The sequence below is a fragment of the Pectobacterium carotovorum genome, assembly GCA_016415585.1.
GTDB lineage: Bacteria > Pseudomonadota > Gammaproteobacteria > Enterobacterales > Enterobacteriaceae > Pectobacterium > Pectobacterium carotovorum_K.
Genome location: CP066552.1, coordinates 2,940,499 through 2,962,059 on the forward strand (window position 1 = coordinate 2,940,499; position 21,561 = coordinate 2,962,059).

The 21,561-nt window shown below is 53.3% G+C and carries 24 protein-coding genes and 3 pseudogenes; all 27 read right to left on the reverse strand.

Features of this window, described 5'->3' with window-relative positions:
* Positions 1–11: 11 nt before the first annotated feature.
* The 27 genes and pseudogenes from JFY74_13025 to JFY74_13155 all read right to left on the reverse strand — a co-directional run bounded on the left by JFY74_13025 (position 12) and on the right by JFY74_13155 (position 21,420).
* Positions 12–560 (reverse strand): annotated as a pseudogene (locus JFY74_13025) (phage tail protein).
* A 399-nt stretch (positions 561–959) separates the two neighbouring features.
* Positions 960–1,271, reverse strand: a pseudogene (locus JFY74_13030) (phage tail protein).
* Between the two features lie 2 nt (positions 1,272–1,273).
* Positions 1,274–1,855 carry a phage tail protein I gene (locus JFY74_13035; GenBank protein ID QQG27050.1) on the reverse strand — a complete coding sequence of 194 codons (582 nt, stop codon included), beginning with the start codon at positions 1,853–1,855 and terminating at the stop codon, positions 1,274–1,276.
* Positions 1,848–2,951 (reverse strand): baseplate J/gp47 family protein, encoded by a 1,104-nt coding sequence (locus tag JFY74_13040; protein ID QQG27051.1) that lies wholly within the window; start codon positions 2,949–2,951, stop codon positions 1,848–1,850. The genes JFY74_13035 and JFY74_13040 overlap by 8 nt, the downstream gene beginning before the upstream one ends.
* On the reverse strand, positions 2,942–3,289 hold the full coding sequence (locus JFY74_13045) for a GPW/gp25 family protein (GenBank protein QQG27052.1): 348 nt from the start codon (positions 3,287–3,289) through the stop codon (positions 2,942–2,944). The genes JFY74_13040 and JFY74_13045 overlap by 10 nt, the downstream gene beginning before the upstream one ends.
* Positions 3,290–3,347: 58 nt before the next feature.
* The gene (locus JFY74_13050; protein QQG27053.1) at positions 3,348–3,929 is read right to left on the reverse strand and encodes a phage baseplate assembly protein V; all 582 of its coding nucleotides are present in this window, start codon (positions 3,927–3,929) and stop codon (positions 3,348–3,350) included.
* Complete coding sequence (locus JFY74_13055; protein QQG27054.1) at positions 3,926–5,086, reverse strand: phage late control D family protein; 1,161 nt, start codon at positions 5,084–5,086, stop codon at positions 3,926–3,928. Before JFY74_13055 ends, JFY74_13050 begins: the two co-directional genes overlap by 4 nt.
* Positions 5,074–5,286 carry a tail protein X gene (locus JFY74_13060; GenBank protein QQG27055.1) on the reverse strand — a complete coding sequence of 71 codons (213 nt, stop codon included), beginning with the start codon at positions 5,284–5,286 and terminating at the stop codon, positions 5,074–5,076. The genes JFY74_13055 and JFY74_13060 overlap by 13 nt, the downstream gene beginning before the upstream one ends.
* Positions 5,276–6,205 carry a phage tail protein gene (locus tag JFY74_13065; protein QQG27056.1) on the reverse strand — a complete coding sequence of 310 codons (930 nt, stop codon included), beginning with the start codon at positions 6,203–6,205 and terminating at the stop codon, positions 5,276–5,278. Before JFY74_13065 ends, JFY74_13060 begins: the two co-directional genes overlap by 11 nt.
* Positions 6,205–8,682, reverse strand: coding sequence for a phage tail tape measure protein (locus JFY74_13070; GenBank protein QQG30540.1), 2,478 nt, complete (start codon positions 8,680–8,682; stop codon positions 6,205–6,207). Before JFY74_13070 ends, JFY74_13065 begins: the two co-directional genes overlap by 1 nt.
* Positions 8,683–8,904: 222 nt before the next feature.
* Entirely contained in the window at positions 8,905–9,126 is a 222-nt protein-coding gene (locus tag JFY74_13075) for a GpE family phage tail protein (GenBank protein ID QQG27057.1), read from the reverse strand.
* A pseudogene (locus tag JFY74_13080) lies at positions 9,065–9,313 on the reverse strand (phage tail assembly protein). Before JFY74_13080 ends, JFY74_13075 begins: the two are co-directional and overlap by 62 nt.
* Before the next feature lie 139 nt (positions 9,314–9,452).
* Positions 9,453–9,749 (reverse strand): ferredoxin, encoded by a 297-nt coding sequence (locus JFY74_13085; protein QQG27058.1) that lies wholly within the window; start codon positions 9,747–9,749, stop codon positions 9,453–9,455.
* Between the two features lie 56 nt (positions 9,750–9,805).
* Complete coding sequence (locus JFY74_13090; GenBank protein ID QQG27059.1) at positions 9,806–10,330, reverse strand: phage major tail tube protein; 525 nt, start codon at positions 10,328–10,330, stop codon at positions 9,806–9,808.
* Positions 10,330–11,757 carry a phage tail sheath subtilisin-like domain-containing protein gene (locus JFY74_13095; protein ID QQG27060.1) on the reverse strand — a complete coding sequence of 476 codons (1,428 nt, stop codon included), beginning with the start codon at positions 11,755–11,757 and terminating at the stop codon, positions 10,330–10,332. Before JFY74_13095 ends, JFY74_13090 begins: the two co-directional genes overlap by 1 nt.
* The gene (locus tag JFY74_13100; GenBank protein ID QQG27061.1) at positions 11,747–11,944 is read right to left on the reverse strand and encodes a hypothetical protein; all 198 of its coding nucleotides are present in this window, start codon (positions 11,942–11,944) and stop codon (positions 11,747–11,749) included. The genes JFY74_13095 and JFY74_13100 overlap by 11 nt, the downstream gene beginning before the upstream one ends.
* Positions 11,941–12,408 (reverse strand): Gp37 family protein, encoded by a 468-nt coding sequence (locus tag JFY74_13105; protein ID QQG27062.1) that lies wholly within the window; start codon positions 12,406–12,408, stop codon positions 11,941–11,943. Before JFY74_13105 ends, JFY74_13100 begins: the two co-directional genes overlap by 4 nt.
* 262 nt (positions 12,409–12,670) lie before the next feature.
* Positions 12,671–12,982 carry a hypothetical protein gene (locus JFY74_13110; protein ID QQG27063.1) on the reverse strand — a complete coding sequence of 104 codons (312 nt, stop codon included), beginning with the start codon at positions 12,980–12,982 and terminating at the stop codon, positions 12,671–12,673.
* Positions 12,975–13,304, reverse strand: coding sequence for a hypothetical protein (locus tag JFY74_13115; protein QQG27064.1), 330 nt, complete (start codon positions 13,302–13,304; stop codon positions 12,975–12,977). Before JFY74_13115 ends, JFY74_13110 begins: the two co-directional genes overlap by 8 nt.
* The gene (locus tag JFY74_13120; GenBank protein ID QQG27065.1) at positions 13,294–13,968 is read right to left on the reverse strand and encodes a hypothetical protein; all 675 of its coding nucleotides are present in this window, start codon (positions 13,966–13,968) and stop codon (positions 13,294–13,296) included. The genes JFY74_13115 and JFY74_13120 overlap by 11 nt, the downstream gene beginning before the upstream one ends.
* On the reverse strand, positions 13,958–14,569 hold the full coding sequence (locus JFY74_13125) for a transglycosylase SLT domain-containing protein (GenBank protein ID QQG27066.1): 612 nt from the start codon (positions 14,567–14,569) through the stop codon (positions 13,958–13,960). The genes JFY74_13120 and JFY74_13125 overlap by 11 nt, the downstream gene beginning before the upstream one ends.
* 1 nt (position 14,570) lies before the next feature.
* Positions 14,571–14,900 (reverse strand): putative holin, encoded by a 330-nt coding sequence (locus JFY74_13130; protein ID QQG27067.1) that lies wholly within the window; start codon positions 14,898–14,900, stop codon positions 14,571–14,573.
* 219 nt (positions 14,901–15,119) lie between these two features.
* Positions 15,120–16,487, reverse strand: coding sequence for a TolC family outer membrane protein (locus JFY74_13135; protein QQG27068.1), 1,368 nt, complete (start codon positions 16,485–16,487; stop codon positions 15,120–15,122).
* Between the two features lie 2 nt (positions 16,488–16,489).
* A complete protein-coding gene (locus tag JFY74_13140; protein QQG27069.1) occupies positions 16,490–17,818 on the reverse strand; it encodes an HlyD family type I secretion periplasmic adaptor subunit in 1,329 nt (442 codons plus the stop codon).
* Between the two features lie 27 nt (positions 17,819–17,845).
* On the reverse strand, positions 17,846–19,573 hold the full coding sequence (locus JFY74_13145; protein QQG27070.1) for a type I secretion system permease/ATPase: 1,728 nt from the start codon (positions 19,571–19,573) through the stop codon (positions 17,846–17,848).
* A gap of 17 nt (positions 19,574–19,590) precedes the next feature.
* Positions 19,591–19,902, reverse strand: a complete 312-nt coding sequence (locus JFY74_13150) for a protease inhibitor Inh/omp19 family protein (GenBank protein QQG27071.1) — start codon at positions 19,900–19,902, stop codon at positions 19,591–19,593.
* A 105-nt stretch (positions 19,903–20,007) separates the two neighbouring features.
* Positions 20,008–21,420, reverse strand: a complete 1,413-nt coding sequence (locus tag JFY74_13155; GenBank protein QQG27072.1) for a M10 family metallopeptidase — start codon at positions 21,418–21,420, stop codon at positions 20,008–20,010.
* Positions 21,421–21,561: the final 141 nt, after the last annotated feature.

Sequence of the window (21,561 nt, forward strand, 5' to 3'; positions counted from 1 at the left end):
TTTGTGGGTAATGCCCCAACATCCGTCGCTGTTAACGCAATGTCTGCTGTTAATGCTTTTCCATTCACTTTACGTCCTGAAGGTACACGTCCATTGGCGTTGGTGTTCGCACTGCTTGCTGCTGTTGCTGCGTTATTAGCCGCCATAGTTGCTGTCTCAACACGGGTGTCGGTTTCCGCTTTGGTATAAGCCCCCACATCCCCTGCGCTCAGAGCGATATCGGCCGTTAACTCTTTACCGTTGACTTTACGCGCAGACGGTACACGTCCATTAGCATTGGTGTTCGCACTGGTTGCTGCTGTTGCTGCGTTATTAGCCGCCGTAGTTGCTGTCGCAACACCGGTATCGGTTTCCGCTTTGGTATAAGCCCCCACATCCCCTGCGCTCAGAGCGATATCGGACGTTAACTCTTTACCGTTGACTTTACGCGCAGACGGTACACGTCCATTAGCATTGGTATTCGCATTGGCTGCTGAAGTTGCTGCGTTATTAGCCGCTGTAGTGGCAGCCGCAACGCGAGTGTCTGTCTCAGCTTTAGTATAAGATCCCACGTCAGCCGCAGTCGGTTTATTATTCGGGCTATAAACACGCTGACCTTTTTCGTTGAGTAATCCAGTAACATTTAGGTCATGACCAACGGTCATATCTCCCGTCGCCAGATTAATATCAAATGGGCGCAACGTATTATAGTTCCCCGCTTTATCACCTTTGTTCGTCAATAAGAGGTAAAAACGGTTACCGTCATTACGCATGATGACACCATAGTCACCATAAATTAGGCGTAATGCATTAGTCGTGGATAGCAACAATTCTCCTGTCAGCGTACCACCTGACAATGATAACTTTTTAGCCAGCCCATCCAGCACCGTAGCCGAAAAGTTCGGATCGTTACCAATCGCCTTCGCCAACTCCTGCAATGTATCCAATGCCGCAGGTGCACCATTAATGAGTGCAGCAACAACGGACTTAACAAATGCCGTTGTCGCCACCTGCTGGCTATTGTTATCGGTTGCAGGCGTTGGTGCTTTCGGTGTGCCGGTGAAAGTGGGGTTCGCCTTCGGCGCATATTGCGTATGCGGATCGGCGGCGGCAGCGTGTGTCGCCAGATCGCTGCCCGTTTTTTCCTGCTCTTTTTTCAAATAGCGGGTACGATTAGCCAATTCTTTAGCCTGTCGGTTTGAAACGCCGTCCGGTCCACCCACGACCGGATCCGACGTTTCGATTTGGTAAATGCCGTCAACCCATTGTGGGTTCTCTGACAAATTCGCCATGTTTAAGCGCTCCCATGATTGTAGTTACTGTCGTATATCGCCGTCCGGTTGTAGCGGATAGGCACTTCCCAATATTCGATACTGGCCAGATGACACCGTGCCGGGGCAAACATCCCAATGGCATTGCGCAGCATTCTGGCCTGATCGTTGGTAATCGGTTGTTTTAGCAACACGCGATAGACCGCCCACGCTGCTTTATCGCCGTGCACATAAAGGTTGTTGTAGGTGGCTTCGCCGTCGTAGCTCAGGCGGCCAATATTCTCGATCAGCGTGCTCTCGCCGAATCCGAAACGACGGATGATCTCTTTAATGCTCCAGGGCGTACCTTTGCTGCGATGCAGATCGATAGCGGCCTTGATCAGCGCACGTTTGGAGTCATCCGATTCCGCCAGTTCCCAGCCGTCGCCAAACAGCGAGAACTGTTCTGCCAGCCAGGGCAACGCGCTGCTATCAGCAATGTCGATCAGATAAACCAGCAAGGCATTCAGATCGATGTCATCAACGCGGTCGGCCAATTCCGCCAGCGAACGAAAGCGGGTGTCAGCCGCCAGCGGCGGTGGCAACAGTCGTAGTGAATCAGCCATTCGACACCCCGACGACGCTGACATTGATGCCCGTGCAGTTCGCCCATTCACTGTCATCCAACACCATCAATGACGGTGAAACGAGCTCCACCTGATACACGCCGGGGATGGATAACGTGGCGATAATTTGGCTTGGGACAATGTCGCGCCCCAGCGTAGCGGTACGGGTTTCAACCCAGGCCTGCACCGCTTTCTCCGCAGCGGCCTGAACGACGCCAGCCTGTTCGCCGTTAAACAGCGTCAATTTAGCGCTGATGGCGTAATCCACCTGCGTGGGTGATTTGGCGGAGACAAAATCCGTCAGTGGGCGCACCTGTTCGTCGGAGCAAAAACTTTCCACCAGCGAAAGTATGCTGCTGTCCGGCAGGCCAGTGCTGAGCAACGGATACAGCACCACTTCACCCGGTTCGGGTGACATCACCGCCACATCGACAATGTTTTGGTGTGCCCGCATCGCATGGAAGCGATACGCCAGTTTCGATCCCGCCGTACTGAACGATTCCGGTGCCAGTTGAACACGTTCACGCAGGCGATCGTCATCTTCCTCGGCGGAACCACCGCTGCTTTTGGTGATATTGATGACGCTTAAATCGCTGTCGCCAATCTCATCCAACAGCGTACTGATCTGGGCAGGCAGCCAGTCATTACCCACATCGCCACTTTCGGTACAGGTCGCCAACACGGTGACACCGCTGCCGTTCGCTCTCAGCAGCGCATCGCTGTCGGTGGTGAAAATCACGCTGTCTGACGCGCTAACGCGAGTGCCCGCAGGAATCAGCAGATCGCTGACTAACGGCGTTTCAGGAGTGAAGCGAAGTTCTGCACGTGCTGGCTGCGCCGCCAAACGGTAGACGCCGACCAGTTCTGCCAGATAATCCAGCATCGGTGCACGCGCAAACGCAACCAGGTTCTGCTTGGCGGCTTCCTGGACCGCACTACGTAATAAGGTTTCCCGGTAGGCAAAGAGGTTAATCAGCAGGCGTTCGGCCTGCGCCGGATAGAGTGTTTTCCCCGAATCAGCTTCATATTTCGCGATCATTTCGGCGGTAATCTTCGCCGCATCACGTTCAATAAAATTGGGTTCTGTCAGCGCCATAACAACTCCGTGGTCTGTGTCGCGCCGTTAGCGGTTTTCCAGCTAACGTGCAGCGTCAGGTGAGCCCCATTCACAGAAGGTTTAACCGCCAGTAGCTGGCAGCGAGGTTCCCATCGTTTGATCGCTTCTACCGATTCCCTGACGACATGCGGGATCGCACGATCGATCGGATAATCGAGATACAGATGTAGATTGCTACCAAAGTCAGGCCGATGTGGGTCGCTGCCGCAGGGTGTCCGCAGGATGATGTGAATCGCCTGCATGATATCTGCCGTTCCTTCGACGATGTCGCCGGGACGTTGCAGCGCCGGTTGCCAAAAAACAGATTGAGTTTTCATAGGGGGCTATTGTCGCCCCCTATGAGAGGAAGGAATATTAAAGCGGTTTAGGGAAACGTTAGTGCGAGTGGTGATTAGAGTTGCCGCCAGCATCCATGACGCTGCCGCTAGCGCTGACGTTACCAGAGATACTGACATTACCATTGAGGTTGGCACCGCCGGAACCGGACATCCCGCTCTCGTAGGTGAGTTGCCCTTGCACCAGTAGCTTGCCCGTCACCGTCGTTTCTGGCGCATTAATGGTGACCCGCTGGGCGTTAACCACCACGTCAACACCGCTGCTAATCGCAATATGCTGCACACCGCCGTTGATCGTTAGCGTATGCGTCCGGCGATCGTATTCAATATGCGCACCGTCAGCGAACGTTACCGCCCTTTTGTCCTTATCCGCCAGCATTGGCACATCGGCGGCGGAATAAATCGCTCCCAGCACCAGGCCGTCTTCGCCGTTGTCATCCAGCAGAACCTCAACCTGTTCGCCAATATCCGGCAACCAATAATCCTTATTATTCTGCGTATTACGCTGTAATACTGGCAGCCAGGCCGTACGCAGATTGTCACACTCAGGCAGGCGAACACGCACCATCACGCGAGCCTCATCTACCGCGCTTATCGTGCCAATTCGACGAGATAAACTCATGGCAACACCTCCTTTTTACTCTTGACAGTCCGTGTTGTCTGGCTGCCATCTGGGTGGTAAGTCACTACCGTTTTTCCGCTATCCGACTTTCGCTTACCCGCCGTAATCGGCCCGCGAATCAGCCCAATCTCCGTGGTGTAGCCACTGCTACGCTCCAGAACATGGCGAGCCGACTCGATCAGCCAATGGCCGGAAAGTTGGCCGAACGACACCAGCTCCACTTTATTCCCCGCCGCCAACTGCGGGCTGCCCATCAGCGTCATCGACCCTTTTTGTTGCTTTTCGTTGTGCGCATCCAATGCAGCATCCGTTTTCATCCTCGCTCCAGAAGCATCCGCCGCGCGCACGTTAACTTTCAACGTATCCGCACTGGTCTCAGCACCGGCAGACTTCATTTCGTTGTTCGCGCCACCGTTGGCTTCATAAACCATCAGTTTCTTTTCACTCCCTTTCTGATATTTCGTCTTGGCGTTTTTATAGACGTGGCTGATCGTGTCGCTCAGTGAAAAACGCGCGACGTCCGTTGGCTTAATTTGTCGAACAGACGCCTGATTACGCAACGTTGCCAGATGGGAAAAAATCAGCTGGTCGCTGACCACTTTCACGACATAGCCATATTCACTGGCGAGCCGCTTTAGAAAAGCGACATCGGTTTCCGCATATTGCGTAACGCGATCGATCTTGATGATCTGAATCATCCCCACGAGCATCAACTGATGCTTTTTCGCGATACGCGTCGCAATGGCGGCTAACGTCGTATCCTCAAAACCGCGGTTTGATTTGGTTCGTAACGCACGATTGACCGATGTCGCGACACCTCGAATCATGACTTCGCTGGGCGGTCCACTAACCTCAATCTCATCAATCGAGAAAGTGCCGCAGTTAAACAGCGTTTCACCGAGATAGCCTAATTTGAGCGATAACGTATCGCCCGTACCGGGATACCACTTATCCATCCAGCGGCCGTCGGTATCATCGAGCCTGACCTCAATCGAATCCGATTCGTTCTTAATGCTGTCGGTATACGTCACGCTGGTGACATATGGCGCGATATCGTTGGTGATGTCTTTTTGCTGATACCACAGGGTAAACGCCGGTTGCAGGACGTTCGACACTGCAGGAGAAAACAGTGTTGGTTCTTCCGTTAACGCAGCCATGGTGGGGTGTCCTCCGCTTTACTGGCCTCAGCCTGTGCAATAATCGGAATCAGCACCACAATACCCGATGGCAACAGCGGCACAATGGGGACATGCGGGTTAGCGGCAATAATACGTGGGTAGCCAAGCGGATCGCCGTAATACCGATAGGACAAGGTATCCCACCGTTCACCCTGTGTGGTGATATGTTCAAGGTGCATATTGTTTAACCCTCTTCACGATTTCCGCAGTCAGTTTGCTTAGCGCAGGTTCAGCGCCTTTAAATGTGTCGCTCGCGGCATCAACATGTTTGCTGATGGCCTCCAGCTTCTCGATAACATTTTTGCTGTCGACGTCCTGCAACAAGGTGGCAACTTGCTTGACCTGTTTCAGCATTTCATTCGCCGCTTTATTAACCGCTGTAATTTCAGGCATCATCTTCTCTGCCTGAACCGCCGTCTCAGATATGGCCTCTGCCGCTTTTTTAAACGCCGGTTCCACCTCACTTAACGGCGTCAATACATTCCCGACTTGCGTTAGCAGCCCGGGAATTTGCAACAGCGCGGTTTCGGGATTGTTCTTCATCCGTTTTACAATCTGAACGGTGGTTTTCACCGCCTTAACGGCAGACTGCGCCTTCTTGGCATACGTGACAGCCGTGCGTAGTGAGTCCGCAAAGCCGCTCACTTTCTGGACCGCCGTGGTGATGGCGCTGACGTTAGGAACAGGGGTCTCTATCGCTGGCGGCTTGAGTGGATTCTTCGGATCGCCAATATATTCTCGCAGCGTAAGCTCTGCATTCATTGCCAACACGTTGCCTTTCGCGTCGGTATGCTGGCTGGTCGAGGTCAGTGCCGTAATCACAAACCAGCCGCGATAATCCCCATTACCGAAGACCAAAGCCATTGCCTGATGCGCCCGCATCGCCTCAGCCAACCGCTTCAGCTCCGTATCGGGCGTGCAGTACTGCTTGTGAAACACCAGACTAATAGTAATCTCGTCCAGCTTCGCACCGATGAACTGAAGGCCAGGTTTGCCTTCAATACGGCCATGCTCGGCATAATCTGCGCCGAATGACGTATTAAAGCCGTCCCAGTAGGCGGTCACTTTAAATTCAATATTTCCTAATACCGCAAACATCAGGCGTACCCCCTGCGCTCACGCTGAGCGAGCAGCTTGTTCAACATATTTTCCAATTCATTCATGCTAAGCGTCAGCGTCTTCGTCATTTCAGGCGTTGGCGCAGCCTTCTGGCCGTTAAGATAAATGGTGGGTGAGAAAGCAACCTGAACACGCTCGGAAGGGGCTGCGGTGACTAACTTATCTTTCGCTCCACCGACAGTTGGTGTCAGTGCAGCACGCTGTTGCGGGGTTGACGCAGTGTTCTCAGCGTTAGGTGATTCAACACGCGCTGTCGGCTGTAGCGACAATGCAGATACCAATGTGGGTTGTAGAACGGGTGGAGTCATAACACTGGTAGCCACAGATTGACCGCTAGCGTCGATAGACACCGTTTTCGACCCGATACCCAGAAAGTCTTTAACGCTATCGGGAATAAACTCATCGATCGTTTCCAGGACGCTCTTTAACTCAGGGAAAGCGCTAGTCAGACCATTAACCAGTCCGTCAATAATCACGCCCCCGAGCTCACTTAAACTACCGGGTAGTTGAATGCCCAATTCGCTGACAGTAGTGGCGAAGATGGAATACAGCACGCCAAATGGTGACCAGTCGAGCAGTAACGCCGCAATACCAGCTACTCCGCCAGATACCGCATTGCTGAGCGCCTCCCACCCCGCATTAAAAGCCTGACTGACCTGTGACCAGAGGTTTTTAAAGAATGCACTAATCGGTTCCCAATATCGGTAAATCAGGTAAGCTGCCCCTACGATTGCCGTTACTGCCAAGCCAATCGGATTCATCAGCAGCATACGTCCTAGAAACAATACTGCTCGACCCGCCATCATCAAGCCGTTGCGTAACATACCACCAAGCATGCGTCCTAATGTTCCGGCTCCACCAACCAACCGGCTCAAAATCCCCCCAATACCTTGCAACACTCCGGTCGTTCTTAATCCCGCATTGAATAGCTGCCAACCACGCTGAACCTGCAAAATACCTTCCCAAACGCTCAGTAAAGGCGATAACAGTGTGATAATCCCCAGCTTCGCACCGCTCAATGCCATTCTGAACGCGAAGAAACCGGCGACGGCCATCACGATCCCACGAACCAGTTCAGGGTTCGCCGCCGTCCAGGTCACCAGTTGATCCAGAATAGGAATCAGTATGTCGCTCAAGGAAACCAATACTGGCACCAGCGCTTCTCCCACATTGAGTGCAATATTCAGCAATGACGTTGTCATTTGATTCCAGCGCCCGGTCAATGTGTCATTCTGCTGGGCGAAGTCGAGACCCAGCGTTTGCGTGGCTGCCGGGCTGTTCATTCGCTGTTGGTTCGCTTGATAGCTCTGCCAGTTCTGCTTCATCGACATCGCATGATTCACGGCTTCTGGCGTACGGAATACCTCCTGCAACCCGTAGCTCTGCATTAAACTTTGCTGTGCGTCTACGTTGCCCGCTTTACTGGCCTTATCCCACAGTTGCTGGAACTGACTGCCTTTGCTGTCGATGAATCGGTTACTAATCTGAACCGCAGCGTCGTACTGTGAATACCCACCTTTCATGTAGCTTTTTAGTGACGCGTTATAATCAACGCCCGCGTTGTAGTAGCTGTCGGCAATATCAGTTCGTCCCACCGAATTCATGAAACTCTCCAGTCGGGCAGCCGTGTTCGCTTCTGTATCCGCGCCTTTTGTCGCGCTCAGGCTGGAAACCAACTGACTCAACGCCTGATTGCCCGTCGCCCCCATCGCCGTAAACCCTGGAGCTAACGCAGTCGCGTATTGCGTCATCGACGCCATGGAGAAACCCTGTTTCGTGCCCGCCAGCATGCGGGAGAAGGATTCCTCCAGCGCCTTAGCACCTTTCAGGTTAAACACGTCATCTAACGTGGCCGAAAGTGCAGTAAGATCGGACAGCGCCGCGCCAGAGGCCGTTGACGTTTTCCCTAAAACTGCCGCAACATCCGTTGCCTGATCTGGTGACATGCCATAAGCAAGCAGTTGTCCGGCACTACCGAGCAATGCATCTGGCTTTTGGTTCACCTGTTGAGAAGATTGACGCAGTTTCTGCCCCATCAACTTTTCTTGCTCACTCGATATCCCATGAGCAACGCTAATGCCACGCAACTGCGCCTCAAACGACGCATAGCGTGTGACCGACGCCACAATCGGCTTCATGACAGAATCAAACTGCGCACGCTTAGTCTGAAAATCCTCGGCGAGTTCACCCCGACGGCTACGTAGCGTTTCCTGACGTGACTGGATACTCTCCAGCCGTTCCTGATTGGTTACCAATTTACTTAGTGACTGGCTCAGTCGGGACGTCACTTGTGTGCTACGCAAACTGACATTGCCAAAACGCTCCAGCGACTGATTAAACAGACGTTGCCACTCCTCAGCTTGTTTGAGTTTATCGCTAAGTGGCTGCAGCGATTTTTTTGTGTCATCCAGCGTGGCGCCAAACGCCCTGCCCAGCATGACACCGTTTAAAAGCATATCCACGGTTCACTCTCATTCAGAAAAGCCCCTTGCGGGGCGGATCGGAGACGGCGGCTTGCGCCGCTCCAGTGTGGTTTCCCCATCACAAACCGGGGATAAAACGAGGAAAAGGACGAGTGATAAGCGGGAGAAGAAGACAGGTGGTGAGGGAGCAAAACGGCCAGCGTCCTGTCGCTGGCCGGGGTGGGTGGATGGTGGACTCATTAATCCTGTCAGTAATCAGTCTTCCTCACCGTTCTCACGTTTTATCTGTTCGCTGGCTTCATCCAGCCAGCGTTCAAAGTCGTCCAATTCCAGCGCATCAATCTCACTCGGCTGAAAGCGAAACCACCTCGCCAGCAGGGCTTGCGCTTTCCACAGCAGCGCCGGCTGCGTTATCCAACCCAAGTAACTGCTGAAATCGTTTTTGCAGCGCCATGTAGTCCTGTGCGTCCATCTCATCGATGTCTTCCGGCACCAGACCAGTCATGCGTGACAGCAGCGCGTCGTCCCAGTTGCTTGGGTCATCGCTGATTTTTTTCACCGCTTTGATGTCTTTGACTTTCAGACGCTTGAGCGAAATGGACTCCACGCGTTGACCGGCAGAGGTGGTGTAGGGGAATTGCAGAGAATAGGTTTCAGTGTGCATAACGGCTCCTTAGTAAATGTCGGGAGCAGTATCGCGTGCGGCGAGGAATAACGATTTTAAAGTGAATTAGGAAACGAAACTGCCGGGTGTAAAAAAGGGGCCGAAGCCCCTTTCATTACGATAACGTGAACATAGGTAATTAACGTCGCAACTCTTCTTCTGCAAAGAAGCGAACAAAACAGTCGCTCAGTGGATAAGAGGTATCTGTCAGAAAGAACCCCGCGGCCTTCTGGTTATCATCTAAAAATGAACCATCGCTCTGATCAACCTGACCAGAGATCAACCGAGCCACAGATGACGAGTCTGATCCAGCTCGGCCAGAATACGGCAGAGAAATACTGGCTTCTTCTGCTGCATCCAAAATGTAAACATCTTCACGGCACTGGAAATGAATATTATTTTCCAAGTCGATAATATCAAATACTTTTGCTGACATAGTCACCTCACTGATTGATAGCCAAACCCGCCCCAAAGGCGGGTTTGGAAGATAAATTAACCGCCGATATTGGTACGATAGCTGTTCAGTTGATCCACACCGCCCACCATGAAGATGTTGGACATATAATCCAGCTCCAGCAGATCTTCACCGTTCATCACCTGCTTGATGTAGGTGCAGTTGAACGCGCTGCTAAAATCCGGGTTTTCGTGCTGTTTGAACGTGCCCAACGGGTTCTTTTTGAACATGATGGTCATGTACGTCACCAGAGGCACTTCTTCGATACGGCCTTGAGAGCCGTAGCGTTCCACACTGGAACGGCACTGCAACGCCAATGATTGGTACGGGTTTGCCGCTGCCAGCATCGCTTCGCGGTAGAAGGAGTTCCATTTGATCTCGCCTTCCAATTTATCGAAACCCGCAGGCAATTCGATCTTGCCGACCATCCCCAGCGCTTTGTGCTCCTGCATGATCATGGAAACATCCGGTAGTTTGATTTCCTGCGCACGCCCCAGCAGGTTGGTGCCGTTGATGTAGATATTGGCGTTGGTAATACGGTTTACTTCAATTTTCCCGGCCATCAGTTAGTGCCCTCCAGCGTTACCAGGTATTCCGAGGTGATCTCCGTCTCAAAGGTCAGACGCTCAAGCGGCGGCGGCGGAGTGAATTTGTAGTTAAGCAACAGGTGCCCAGCAGCCAGTTCGGTTTGCTCGTTACGCTCAGCATCGAACCAGCATTTGAAGCCCAGCAATGCGCCGTCACCGATCAGCTTGCGACCGTAGGCGTTGACGGATTCCACCAGCGCGTCGATCAGCGCCTGATTGATCGGCATGTCGATGTACTGCTGGCTGAAATAGCGAATGGATTCGTTAATCACATCGCCAGTACGACGCACGTTCTCGAAGTTCTTCATGTGCGTCACGGTTGGCCAGGCAGCGGTGCGATTGCCCCACAGGCGCAGGCCGGAACCATAGCTGTTGAAAATGGTGCTGATGCCCTGCTCGTTCAGCAGGTTCACTTCACTCTGCGGATCGTCAATCATCGCGGACAGCTGGCGCTCTACGCCGGTAATCCCTTTGATTTCCTGATTGGACGACGACCACCAGAAACCTTTCTCCAGATCGACTTTGGCACGCAGACCCGCGGCACGCGCCGACAGCGGCTCCAGACGTTCGCTGTTGGTTTCCGCGTCGTACACTTTTACGTGCGGATAGCACAGACGAGCGCGTTCAGAGCTGGTGTTGAAGTTGATCGTGCCTTCTGGGCCACGACCGCTCAGCGCCTGCGCAAACGTGGTACCGATTGGCGCATCGATATAGGCAATCGCACCCAGTTTGTCAGCCAGCGAGATCAGCTCGGTCGTCACGCTATTTTGCGTACAGAACACCGGCGAAATCAGAATCTTGGCAAAGAAGCCGTACAGGTTGTAGGTATCGTTCAGCAGCTTCATACCGGTGCGTTTGCCCGCGGCGTTGATGCTGCCGATGATGTCGGCAGCAGTCACTTTCGTGACATCAGCAAAGTCATAAGACGCGCTAACTACGGCAGCAACATCAATATTTTTACCCAGATTTTTCAGGACGCCGGTTTGCGCATCCAGCGTATAGTCCTGACCTTCGATAAACGGCTGACCGCCTTCTGCCGCCGTCAGCACCAGCTTGGCAACCACACGGTTTACCAGTTGTGCCGTGCCAGTCGCTTTGTCAAACGTGACTTTTTCTGCGCTCACAGACGATTTGTGTTTCGCCGGATCCAGCACGTTGATGACCAGAACCGTACCCGCACCATGATCGTAAATCGCATCCAGCGCCTGCGGGATGGTATAGCCGCCGAACTGGCTACCAAACTGTGCTGCGTCTTTTTCGGACAGACACAGCGTAATGTCATTTACCGCACCCTGCGGCGCCGTACCAATCAGCCCAATCACCGCAGATTTGACGCTTTTCACCGGACGAGCACCGGTTTCAACTTCAATGGTTTCTACACCATGTAAATAATTAGCGGCCAAGGGTCACCTCCGTTGCGCTATCAGCCAGAATCTGATCCGCGACAGGCAGCAAATAGCCCAGCGCGACCAGCGTTTTCACATACTCATGATCTGCCGGCAGTTCAGTCACCTGAGCGGGCCAAAGCAGAATTTCCTGACCATCTGCCAGCGTGACGCCGCTGGCGGGGCCGGTGTAGCGGTATTTCATGCGTCTTTCTCCTCATAATTAACCGTGGTAAGCAGCGGCCCATCCGTCTGCTCGCGGTCTTCGATAAAAAGGGTTTCTGTGGTGCAATCGATGGCGTAATGCCAGCGTCCTTCGGTGTGACCAACGTAACGGTCACGTACTAGCCGAATACCGCGATGACAGTCAGGCAGTCGGTATCCTCCCAGCGCCTGACGGACGGTATCGAGTGTGGCCAGTACGCCGTCTTCGCCATCCAGCTCCGGCAGCAGCACGGCAACCATCAGCTGTGGCCGCTGCGTCTGAACCGGAGAATCCGCATCTTCCGGTGCGGAAAATTCGGAACCGCGATACCCCACCAGCACATCGCCAGCAGTCAGAAGGTCTGGCTCGATCAGAATGTTTTCTGGACAGGACACAATCCGCCGTGCCGGTAAGTGCTGTTGGAGGCGGGCTATCACCGCATCGATAATTGGTCTGGTATTCATATCCGTTCACCCACTGTGTTGATGGCACACTGTTTTGGTGGCACATCGTGTTGATGGCGCTAGTATCCGGATAAGGGTTGGCTGCGGCTTTTAATCTGTTTTAGAAAAAACAGCGAAGTAATTTATTTGATAAAACACACCTAATAGGCTGAATAATAAAAATTATTTCGATAAAAAAAACGCCAACACAACCGTGCTGGCGTAAAGGAATATGACAATATCGATAACGTGCAAAGACAGAAAAGAAACCAATGCAATGGGATTATCGATCCCAATATTTTTCCGGCCGGGCTATGCCAACCATACAATCAACCGCATATTCCACGACATCCACACCAAGGCGGGTAAGATTCGCCAGCCAGACGCCACCTACCTCCTTGGTCAATACCGCCATCTTGCGATCGGCCAGATAATCCAGTGCGTGACGCAGCTCCGGCTCTGAAGCATCGGCATACAGCCGCTGCATCAGCGCTAGCAGGAACATTTCATTCGCGGTGTAAGGCCGCGTTTTATTTAATGCGATGAGCAAGTGCCAACGCATCGATTCCTGTCGGATACGCTGCGTATCAGCCATGATTGCCTCCCGAATACCGCTGCTGCACCAATTCCAGCTTGTTATAAAGCGCATCCAGCTTGGCTTCGATGACCGTTTGACCACGGATGTAATCCTCACGTCGCACATAAACCAGCGGTAAATCGGCGCGGAATTCCAGAAATTCACGCTCCAGCCGCGTCCACCCTTGCTCGCTCTTCTGGCGAGCATTTTCCAGGGCGGCGAAACGCTCGTTCAGCCGCTTTTCAATCTGCGTGAGCAAAATTCGCCCGGCGGCAAACAGGAAGCTCATAAACGACAACAACAGGCCGACCAGCGACCAGAATTCCACTTCAATCTTCACGTGTTACCTCCCCTGCCTGTTGTAACGTTTCGATGTAATCCAGCAGCGCGTTAACCTGCGCACTCAGCGCTTGGTAGCGCTCTCCGTTGTCGCTGATGTTGGCGAGAATATCGCGCTGGGAGACGCCTGAAAGTTGTAATTCGGCGTCAGCGGTTGCGCTGGCATCGGACGCTGTGACAGTGCGGCGGGCAGCGGTGGTAATGTCTGAAGCACTGTTGGCGGACAGACCGAAAGCGGCGTTATAGTGCTGCACGAAGCCACGAGTAAACACGCACTGCACAGGCTGAACTTTGCCTTTTTCGTCAATGTATTGCTGAGTAACATGGTCAATTTTCCGTTGTAGAGCGGCGTTATCCGCCGACAGTTTTTGACGCGCTGCGACATAGCGCTGTTCGAGTTGATTTCCACGCTCTACCTGCTGCTGGTATTGCTCCGCCGCCGCACGTAGTAGCTGGTTCTGGGTTTCGGCCTGCTGCTGCTGTAGCAAATTGAATGCCGCCTGCTGTTTCGCCAGCGCGGCATCCCCCAGTGCTTGCGCCAGTTGATAACCCTGATTACGACCGGTCAGATAGACCGCGAGTAGCAACACCACGACAAGCAGGACGGCGACCATACGTGGCGAAAGAAAGGATTTCAGGCTATTGATAAACAGACTATTCCACACAGCTCGCCCTCCCCCAGCTCAAGTACCGTGGCGCCAGCTGATGCAAAATGCGGTCGGGATAATGACGGTTTTCACGCCAGTTGGCGGCACTGCGCCCGGCATTGACGGTTTCCACATGACCAAACCAGCGGAGTATGTCCTTCTCGGCGATCTTCGCGCGCTGCTTATCACGCTGTAACCAGCCAAGCCCGCCGTTGTAGGACGACAAGGTCATCGCCATACGTTCGCAGTCGTTGCTGGCGCTGATTCGTGTCCACAGCCAGCGATCGTAGCCCGTCAGAGCACGGATAGCCCAGGCAGGATTAAACGGTTGATTAGCGCGAAGTTCAGGAACGATACCGCTAAACCAGTCGGCGGTGGCCGGCATAAACTGAGCCAGCCCTTGCGCACCGACGGGTGAAACGGCCCGAGGATTCCAGCCGCTTTCCTGATGCAACTGCGCCGCAAAGTCAGCAATCGGGGCATTCATGCCCCAATCCAACCGTGCGCTGCGGATCACATCACTGCGATACGCCTGCGCGGCACGAGGGATCGTGTCGGCACAGACCGTAGCGCTAAAAAGCAGCGGGCTAACAAACAGCGTGATGAGGAGGTGTCGCATATCACAACCCCATCGCTACGCCGATGCAAACGGCTGACACAATCAGCGCACGTCGTAACATCGCGGCGGCAAATACGGTATGGTGGCCGTCCCGAACCGGGAAACGTCCTCGCGGTACAGGTTCATCGCCTTGTTCGAGGAACAGACCGGGACGCGCTTTAGGAAACAGCGAGCGATCCAGCCAATAACCTAATACCGCAGCGAGTGAAATAAGCGAGAGCTTATAGACGGTGACGGGAAGCTGTTGCGGTGAAATCAGCCCGATAACAGCAAAGAGAAAAGCGGATGTCACAATCCAGCCGGTAAGACGCGGTTTTTTGATTTTTTTCACGATAAAGCCTCCTGATAAGAATGGAGGCCATTATGCAAAATGAGGGGGGTTGATGATTTTAAAGGAGTTTAAGTATTACTAAGGCGCAAGATCTCACAGAATTGAACCATTTCTATTCGTCATCCCTTTCTAGTCTTCATTCTTCACGTTGCCCATACGTAGACTTCCTGCTGATAAAAATCATAACCGATTATCCGTATATGATTTTTATCACCTGTTTTAGTTTCTGCCGATCTTGTGGTTGGCTAATGACGCTGTTGCAGGCTGAAACCAGGCCGCCAGTTCCAGAATATCTTTCTCGTTCAGCGTACCCGCAGTATAGCGCAGTAATAGCCACGCCTGAAGCCAGCTGTATTTCGCTTCCGCCAGCTCTCGCCGAGCGTTATACCAATCCTGTTCGGCCAGCAAAATATCCAGATTGATACGTTCTCCGCCTGCAACGCTCAGCCGCGTGGCATTAACGGCTTCTTGGGCAGATGAGGCCGTCATTTGCCAGGCCTTAATTTTTGCCGATCCGTTATTGTACAGATTGTAGTACTTTTTCAATTCCGCCAGCGTTTGCTTGGTTTGATCGTCCAGTTCCGCCTGACTTTGCTGATATTCCGCCGCCGCCTGCCGCATGGAGGCTGAGACGGAACCACCAGCGTAAAGCGGGACATTCAGCTGCAAACCGACGCTCTGCGTGTCGTATTTCTGGTTGTAGTTGTATTCACTTTCCGAACGGCTATTGCGCGACGATGCGACCAGCGACAGCGTAGGTAAATGCCCGGCGCGGCTGCGTTCGATTTCATAGCGGCTGACCGCTAGCCCTTCACGCTGCGTCGCCAGTTTGGCATTGTGCTGCACGGCAAGATCGCGCCACTGCGCCAGCGTCTGCTTACCTGATTCCGCAGACGGCAGTTGAGTCAGCGTCATGGGATACAGCGTCGTGATATCCAGCGCCGTCCCCGTCATATTTTCCAGATCGGTGATCGCAGCATCCAGATTGTCCTGCTGCTCAATACGCTGCGCCTCGATCAGCGTAAAACGCGCTTCCGTTTCCCGCACATCCGTTAGCGTGCCTTCGCCCGCCAGCAGCAGGCGTTTATTCAACGCCAGTTGTTCCCGATAGGCCCGCTGCTGCGCATCCAGCAATTGCAGCTTCTCCTGCGCCAACAGCGCATTACTCCAAGCTTGATATAATCGCACCATCAAATCCTGACTGCGATCGCGAAAACGCTGATCGGCCATCAGCGTGCGGGCAACACCCTGCTGATAACGCGCCCAGGCCGCATAGTCCAGCAGCGGCTGGCGCAGCGACAGCGTTGACGTGTAGCTGTCATAATCGCGTTTTAATGTGTTACCCGTGAAGCTATCCGTTTGGGTGACTTTGGAATGGCTACGATTAGCGTTATAGCCATACTGGAGATTGGGAAGCAGATTGGCACGCCCGATCGTTTCTTCTTCCTGGCCTGCCGCATGCTCAAATCCCGCCGCGCGAAACTGCGCGTCATTACGCAGCGCCAATTCCCACGCATCAAGCAGTCCTAATGCGTTGGCGCCTGAAGAAAGCAGCCCAAACAGCACGATTATCGCGATCCTTTGCATGATTATTCTTCCGTTAATGCCAGATGCAGGCGATCCATTAAAGGCTTAAATAGATAATTGACGAACGACCGCTCTCCGGTACGAACAAACCCTTGCACCGGCATACCGGGCTTGACTTCCAGCCCCTCCAGCGCACGTTTCCCGGCCTCATCCACCTGAACGCGTAGGCTGTAATAGGGTGAACCGTCCCGCTCATCCAGCAGGCGGTCGGCGGACAGCAGTTCGACCGTTCCCGCCACGCGTGGCGTCGTGCTTTGATTAAACGCGACGAACTGAAGTTCAACGGGTAATCCCGGCCAGACTTTATCTACCAGCTCAACGGGAAGACGCGCATCCACGAATAAAGGCTGATCGTCCGGTACGATCTCCAGAAGCGTCTGACCCGGCGCGATCACACCGCCTTCCGTAAACACTTTCAGCCCGACCACCGTGCCGGAAACCGGCGCGCGCATCTGGATATTCGCCAGATTGAAATCGGCTTTTTCCTTCTTGCTGCCCACATCGCTCAGCAGCGCCCGCACCTCGGCCAGCTCGCTGTTCACTTCTTTGTCGTATTCCTGCTGACGCTGGGCAATCAGCAGCGTTTGTTGTTCAATATCACGACGGGTACGATTAATATCCCCCGCCAACTGGGCGATATCGCCGTTAAGCTGCGCCAGCAGACGTTCGTTCTCCAGCATTTTGTTGCGCGGCACATAATTTTCCGCCGCCAGTGAACGCAGCCCTTGCAGCTGTTGTTCCAGCGTCTCCCGCTGTTTCTGCTTACTGGACATCACCTGACGCTGGGCGCTGAGTGACGCCTCCATCCCCGCGATACTCGAGCGCATTCCTTCTGCCTCAAGCTTAAGCGACTGCTGACGGCTGTGCAGTAAATCACGCTGTAATGCCGTAATCACGCGCATCTCCGGCTTTTCCGCTAGCGGTTGCAGGCGAGGCGTTATTACCATGTCACTCAGGCGCTGCTGCTCAGCAAGCAGCCGGCCTTCCCGCGCGACCAACTGCAAATACTGACCATCCAGTCCTTCACTCGCTGAACGCGCATCAACCTCATTCAGCGTGAGCAGAACCTGACCAGCTTCGACCCTGTCACCGTCTTTCACCTGGATTTTATCGACGATGCCGCCCTGATTGTGCTGCACAACCTTACGGTTGCCGGAAATCACGACGCTACCATTCACCATGACGCCCTTATCCAACGGTGCAAACAGTGCCCACAGAAGAAAACCGCCGAACCCAGCGAGCACCAGCAACCATCCCAGACGCACAGCACGTTTTTCATCGCGTCGCGCCGTCTGGTTCATACTCTCTTCACTTATTTCTGATGCGGACATGTCTTTCCCTGTATTCGTCATTCCCTGTTACGGCTGGACAGCGGCAGCAGGTGTCATTTGTGCTTGATTGGCGGCACGACGCGGCTGCAATTCGTTCAGAATGTCGCGCGCTGGCCCAAAGCGCTGTTGCTTACCCTGATTGAGCACCAGAATTTTATGCGCCAGCGTGGTTAATGCGGGACGATGTGTAATCAGTATCACCGTCGCTCCCCGCTTCTGAAGATGCGAGATTGCCTGCGCCAGTGCCATTTCACCTTCGTTATCGAGGCTGGAGTTTGGCTCATCGAGTACCAGCAGGCAGGGATCACCATACACCGCACGCGCCAGAGCAATACGCTGCCGCTGTCCGCCCGACAGCCCGTTGCCGTCAGCGCCAAGAGGCGTGTCATATCCCTGCGGCTGGCTAAGAATCATTTCGTGGACGCCAGCCAGCTTCGCCGCCGCAACAATTTTTTCCGCGTCATGCTCGCCAAAGCGGGAAATATTCTCCGCCAGCGTGCCTTTAAAGAGCTGCACATCCTGTGGCAAATAGCCCATTGTCGGGCCAAATGCCGTTTTATCTACCTGACTGAGATCGGCCCCATCCAGTCGAACCTTGCCACGCGTCGGTGTTTGCGTCGCAACCAGCAGACGTGCCAGCGTCGATTTACCTGAACCCGATGCGCCCAGAATCGCCAGCGTTTCTCCCGCCTGAAGCGAGAAATGAATATCCTGTAATCGTGATGCCCCTTGCGGCGTCTGCAATAGCACATTCTCGACGCTGAGCTGGCCAACTGGTGCAGGCAGCGCCATCGCCTCCGCTTTGGGCGGATAAGCCGTCATGATCCGGCTGAGTCGATACCAGGCTTGCCGCGCGCTGCTCAGCGGTTTCCAAATACCGATAAACTGATCGATAGGGCTCAATACGCGCCCGACAAGAATCGATCCCGCAATCATCATCCCTGGTGTGATTTCGCCTTTAATCGCTAACATGGCCCCCACGCCGAGCATCAGCGATTGCAGAAAAATACGCGCATGTTTTGATGCGGCCCCGACAACCGCGGCCCGTTCACTTGCCAGATTTTGCAGCGTAATAAAACGGTAGTGTTGCCCCAGCCAACGGCGGCGCAGATTAGGCAGCATTCCCATTGATTCAATGACTTCGGCATTACGCAATTGCGTATCTGCAAGATGGGTTGCCTGTAGCGCTTCATGGTTTGCCTCTTCCAAAGGCGACGTGGTGAGATACTGATTCAGCCATGCCAGCAGCACCAGCACCACAGTTCCTCCCAGCGCCAGAAAGCCGAGAACCGGATGGATCAGGAACAGCACCAGTAAAAAGAAGGGAAACCAGGGAATATCGAAGAAGGCAAACAGTGAGTTGCCCGTAATAAACTGCCGCAGTAGCGTGAGATCGTTCAGCGCCTGACCGGCTTTGGCCTCACCCGCTTCCAGATTGCGCTCAAATGCGGCGTTGAAGACCTGTTGATTCAGTTGTAGATCGATCCGAGTACCGAGCCTTACGACCACCAGACTTCGCACCCATTCGAGTGCCGCCATGAATATCCCCAGACCGGCAATCAGCAGGGTGAGCATCAGCAACGTGGTGCCATTCCCCGAAGCCAGTACGCGATCGTAAACCTGAAGCATATAAATCGAAGGCGACAGCATCAGTAGATTAACGATGGCGCTGAAAATCCCAATGCTCCAAAAGCTGCGCCGGAAAGGACGCAGTATACTCAACAACGAACGTTCCTTATTTGCTAGTTGACTCACTGCGTTTGCCTCTCCTGTCAGGGCTGTTTATGCAACGTACGTGCACTGCCATCAGGCAATATCAGCGTATAGCCCTCTTTTTCCTTGCTAAAGAACGCCACGGATTGACCCTGTTCTTTCGTCAGCGTGATACCGTCCGGCGTAGGCCTCCAGCCTGCTGGCACATCAGATAGCAGCGCGTTTAAACACGGCGCATCACCCTCAAGACGCCAGGTGTTATCCACTAACGGCGTATTGTGCAGCACAACCTCACACTGCTGTTCCCCGCCACGCAATTGCCATACGCCGCTTAGCTCACTTGCTGAAGGCAACTTCAAACTACTCGCCATACATCCTCCGCTTATTGCACTTAACAGCGCCGCGATGATTAACTTTTTCATAGTGGCCCCAAGTCGATAACAGAAAAGGACGGGGATTACCCCGTCCTTGCTACATCACACGATAAAATCGGTTGCCACAGAAGGCTGACCAACAATATGCACAACAAAGTCTGGCGTGGTCTGACCCGCAAAATTCAGCCACAAATCGGTGGTATTGCTACCTGCATCCCAGTTAAGCAGTGCTTCATTGCCACGTCCGGTGAAGGAATAGACAAACTGCAAATCACCTTTTTGATTCAATGCTGACAGATCGATTTTGTCGATACCGCGCTCAAAGTCAGTAATCGTATCGTACCCGAGCTTCAATGAAGAATCGCTCGCTTTGGTGTAGACGAAAGTATCGCTGCCAGCCCCCCCCGTCAACGTATCGGCACCAGCACCACCTTGCAAAATATTATCCGCGCTGTTGCCGATAATAATATCGTTGCCAGAGCCGCCAATCGCGTTTTCAATTGTGACGCCATGAGCAATAGACACGTTACCTTTCAGGCCGCCAACATCAGAAAAACGACCTTCATTCAGATCGATAGTCTGATTGTCTCTGTAACCAGAGAAATCAAACGTATCGTTACCGCCGGCATCCCAGACGGAGAAGATCAGTTTCTGGCTATTGCTGTTGGTGGTATAGAAATCACGATCGGTGTTGGAGTTGAAACCATAAACCGTATTGCCGGTACGCGTGTCCATATTTGCGCCGTACAGCTGTTGGATCGCCGTGATGTCGTCAATCAGCGGACCAGCAGCATAGTGCCCCTTGAAGTCACCACCAGTATTGTGCTCACTCCAGTAGCTCATCAGGCTATATTGACGTGTATCTTCCGCATAAGTCACATCGTTGTAGGTCGGGTTACCTTCACCCGCATTGTAATCACCAGGGTGATTCAGCCCCAGCGCATGGCCGATTTCATGTGTCAGCGTCTGCTTGCCATACTCCGTCGTTGGGTCACGCACCGTGTCAGCATTGTAGTTATACCAAGTCGAGCCCGCTGCCGAGTACTTACCCGGCATATAAGCGTAAGCCTGAGTATCGTAGTCCATCCGACCGCTTGAATCACGCGTATAGTTACCAAACGTGATGGTAGCTTTTTCGGTAGGGGTAGTAGTCTGAGTAAACGTAATTTTGGCAACATCTGACCACGATTGCAGAGACAGCTTAGCTTGTTGTTCCTGGGCTGCGCTGAATTTCACAAAGCCCTGATCGCCAGAAGGGATAGACCGCACGTTCTGCAAGAACGAATAGGTCAGATTAGCGGGTTTACCGAATACGTCCGTACCATTCCACGTCAGACCGTCGCGAACAATTTGCCAGCCAGCCTCTTCACTGGTGAAAGAAGGTTTACCCGACAAAACGACATCACCACCACGAACATGGTTATAAAACAGTGGCGCCACATCGTTCAATCCCGTACCAGCCGCATCCAATGCGGATGTTACCGTGTCTTCATCTTGTAAATCTCGTAAAGCCATCTTTTCTTCTCCATAAGTCTGATCGGGATGATCAGAATCCTAAATCCCTTCATGCAATCGAGGTATTGCATGTACCACACATAGCCGCGGTCTAATCCTCTCCTGGGTAGACAAAGCTCACTAAAAATATTTATATCCAAA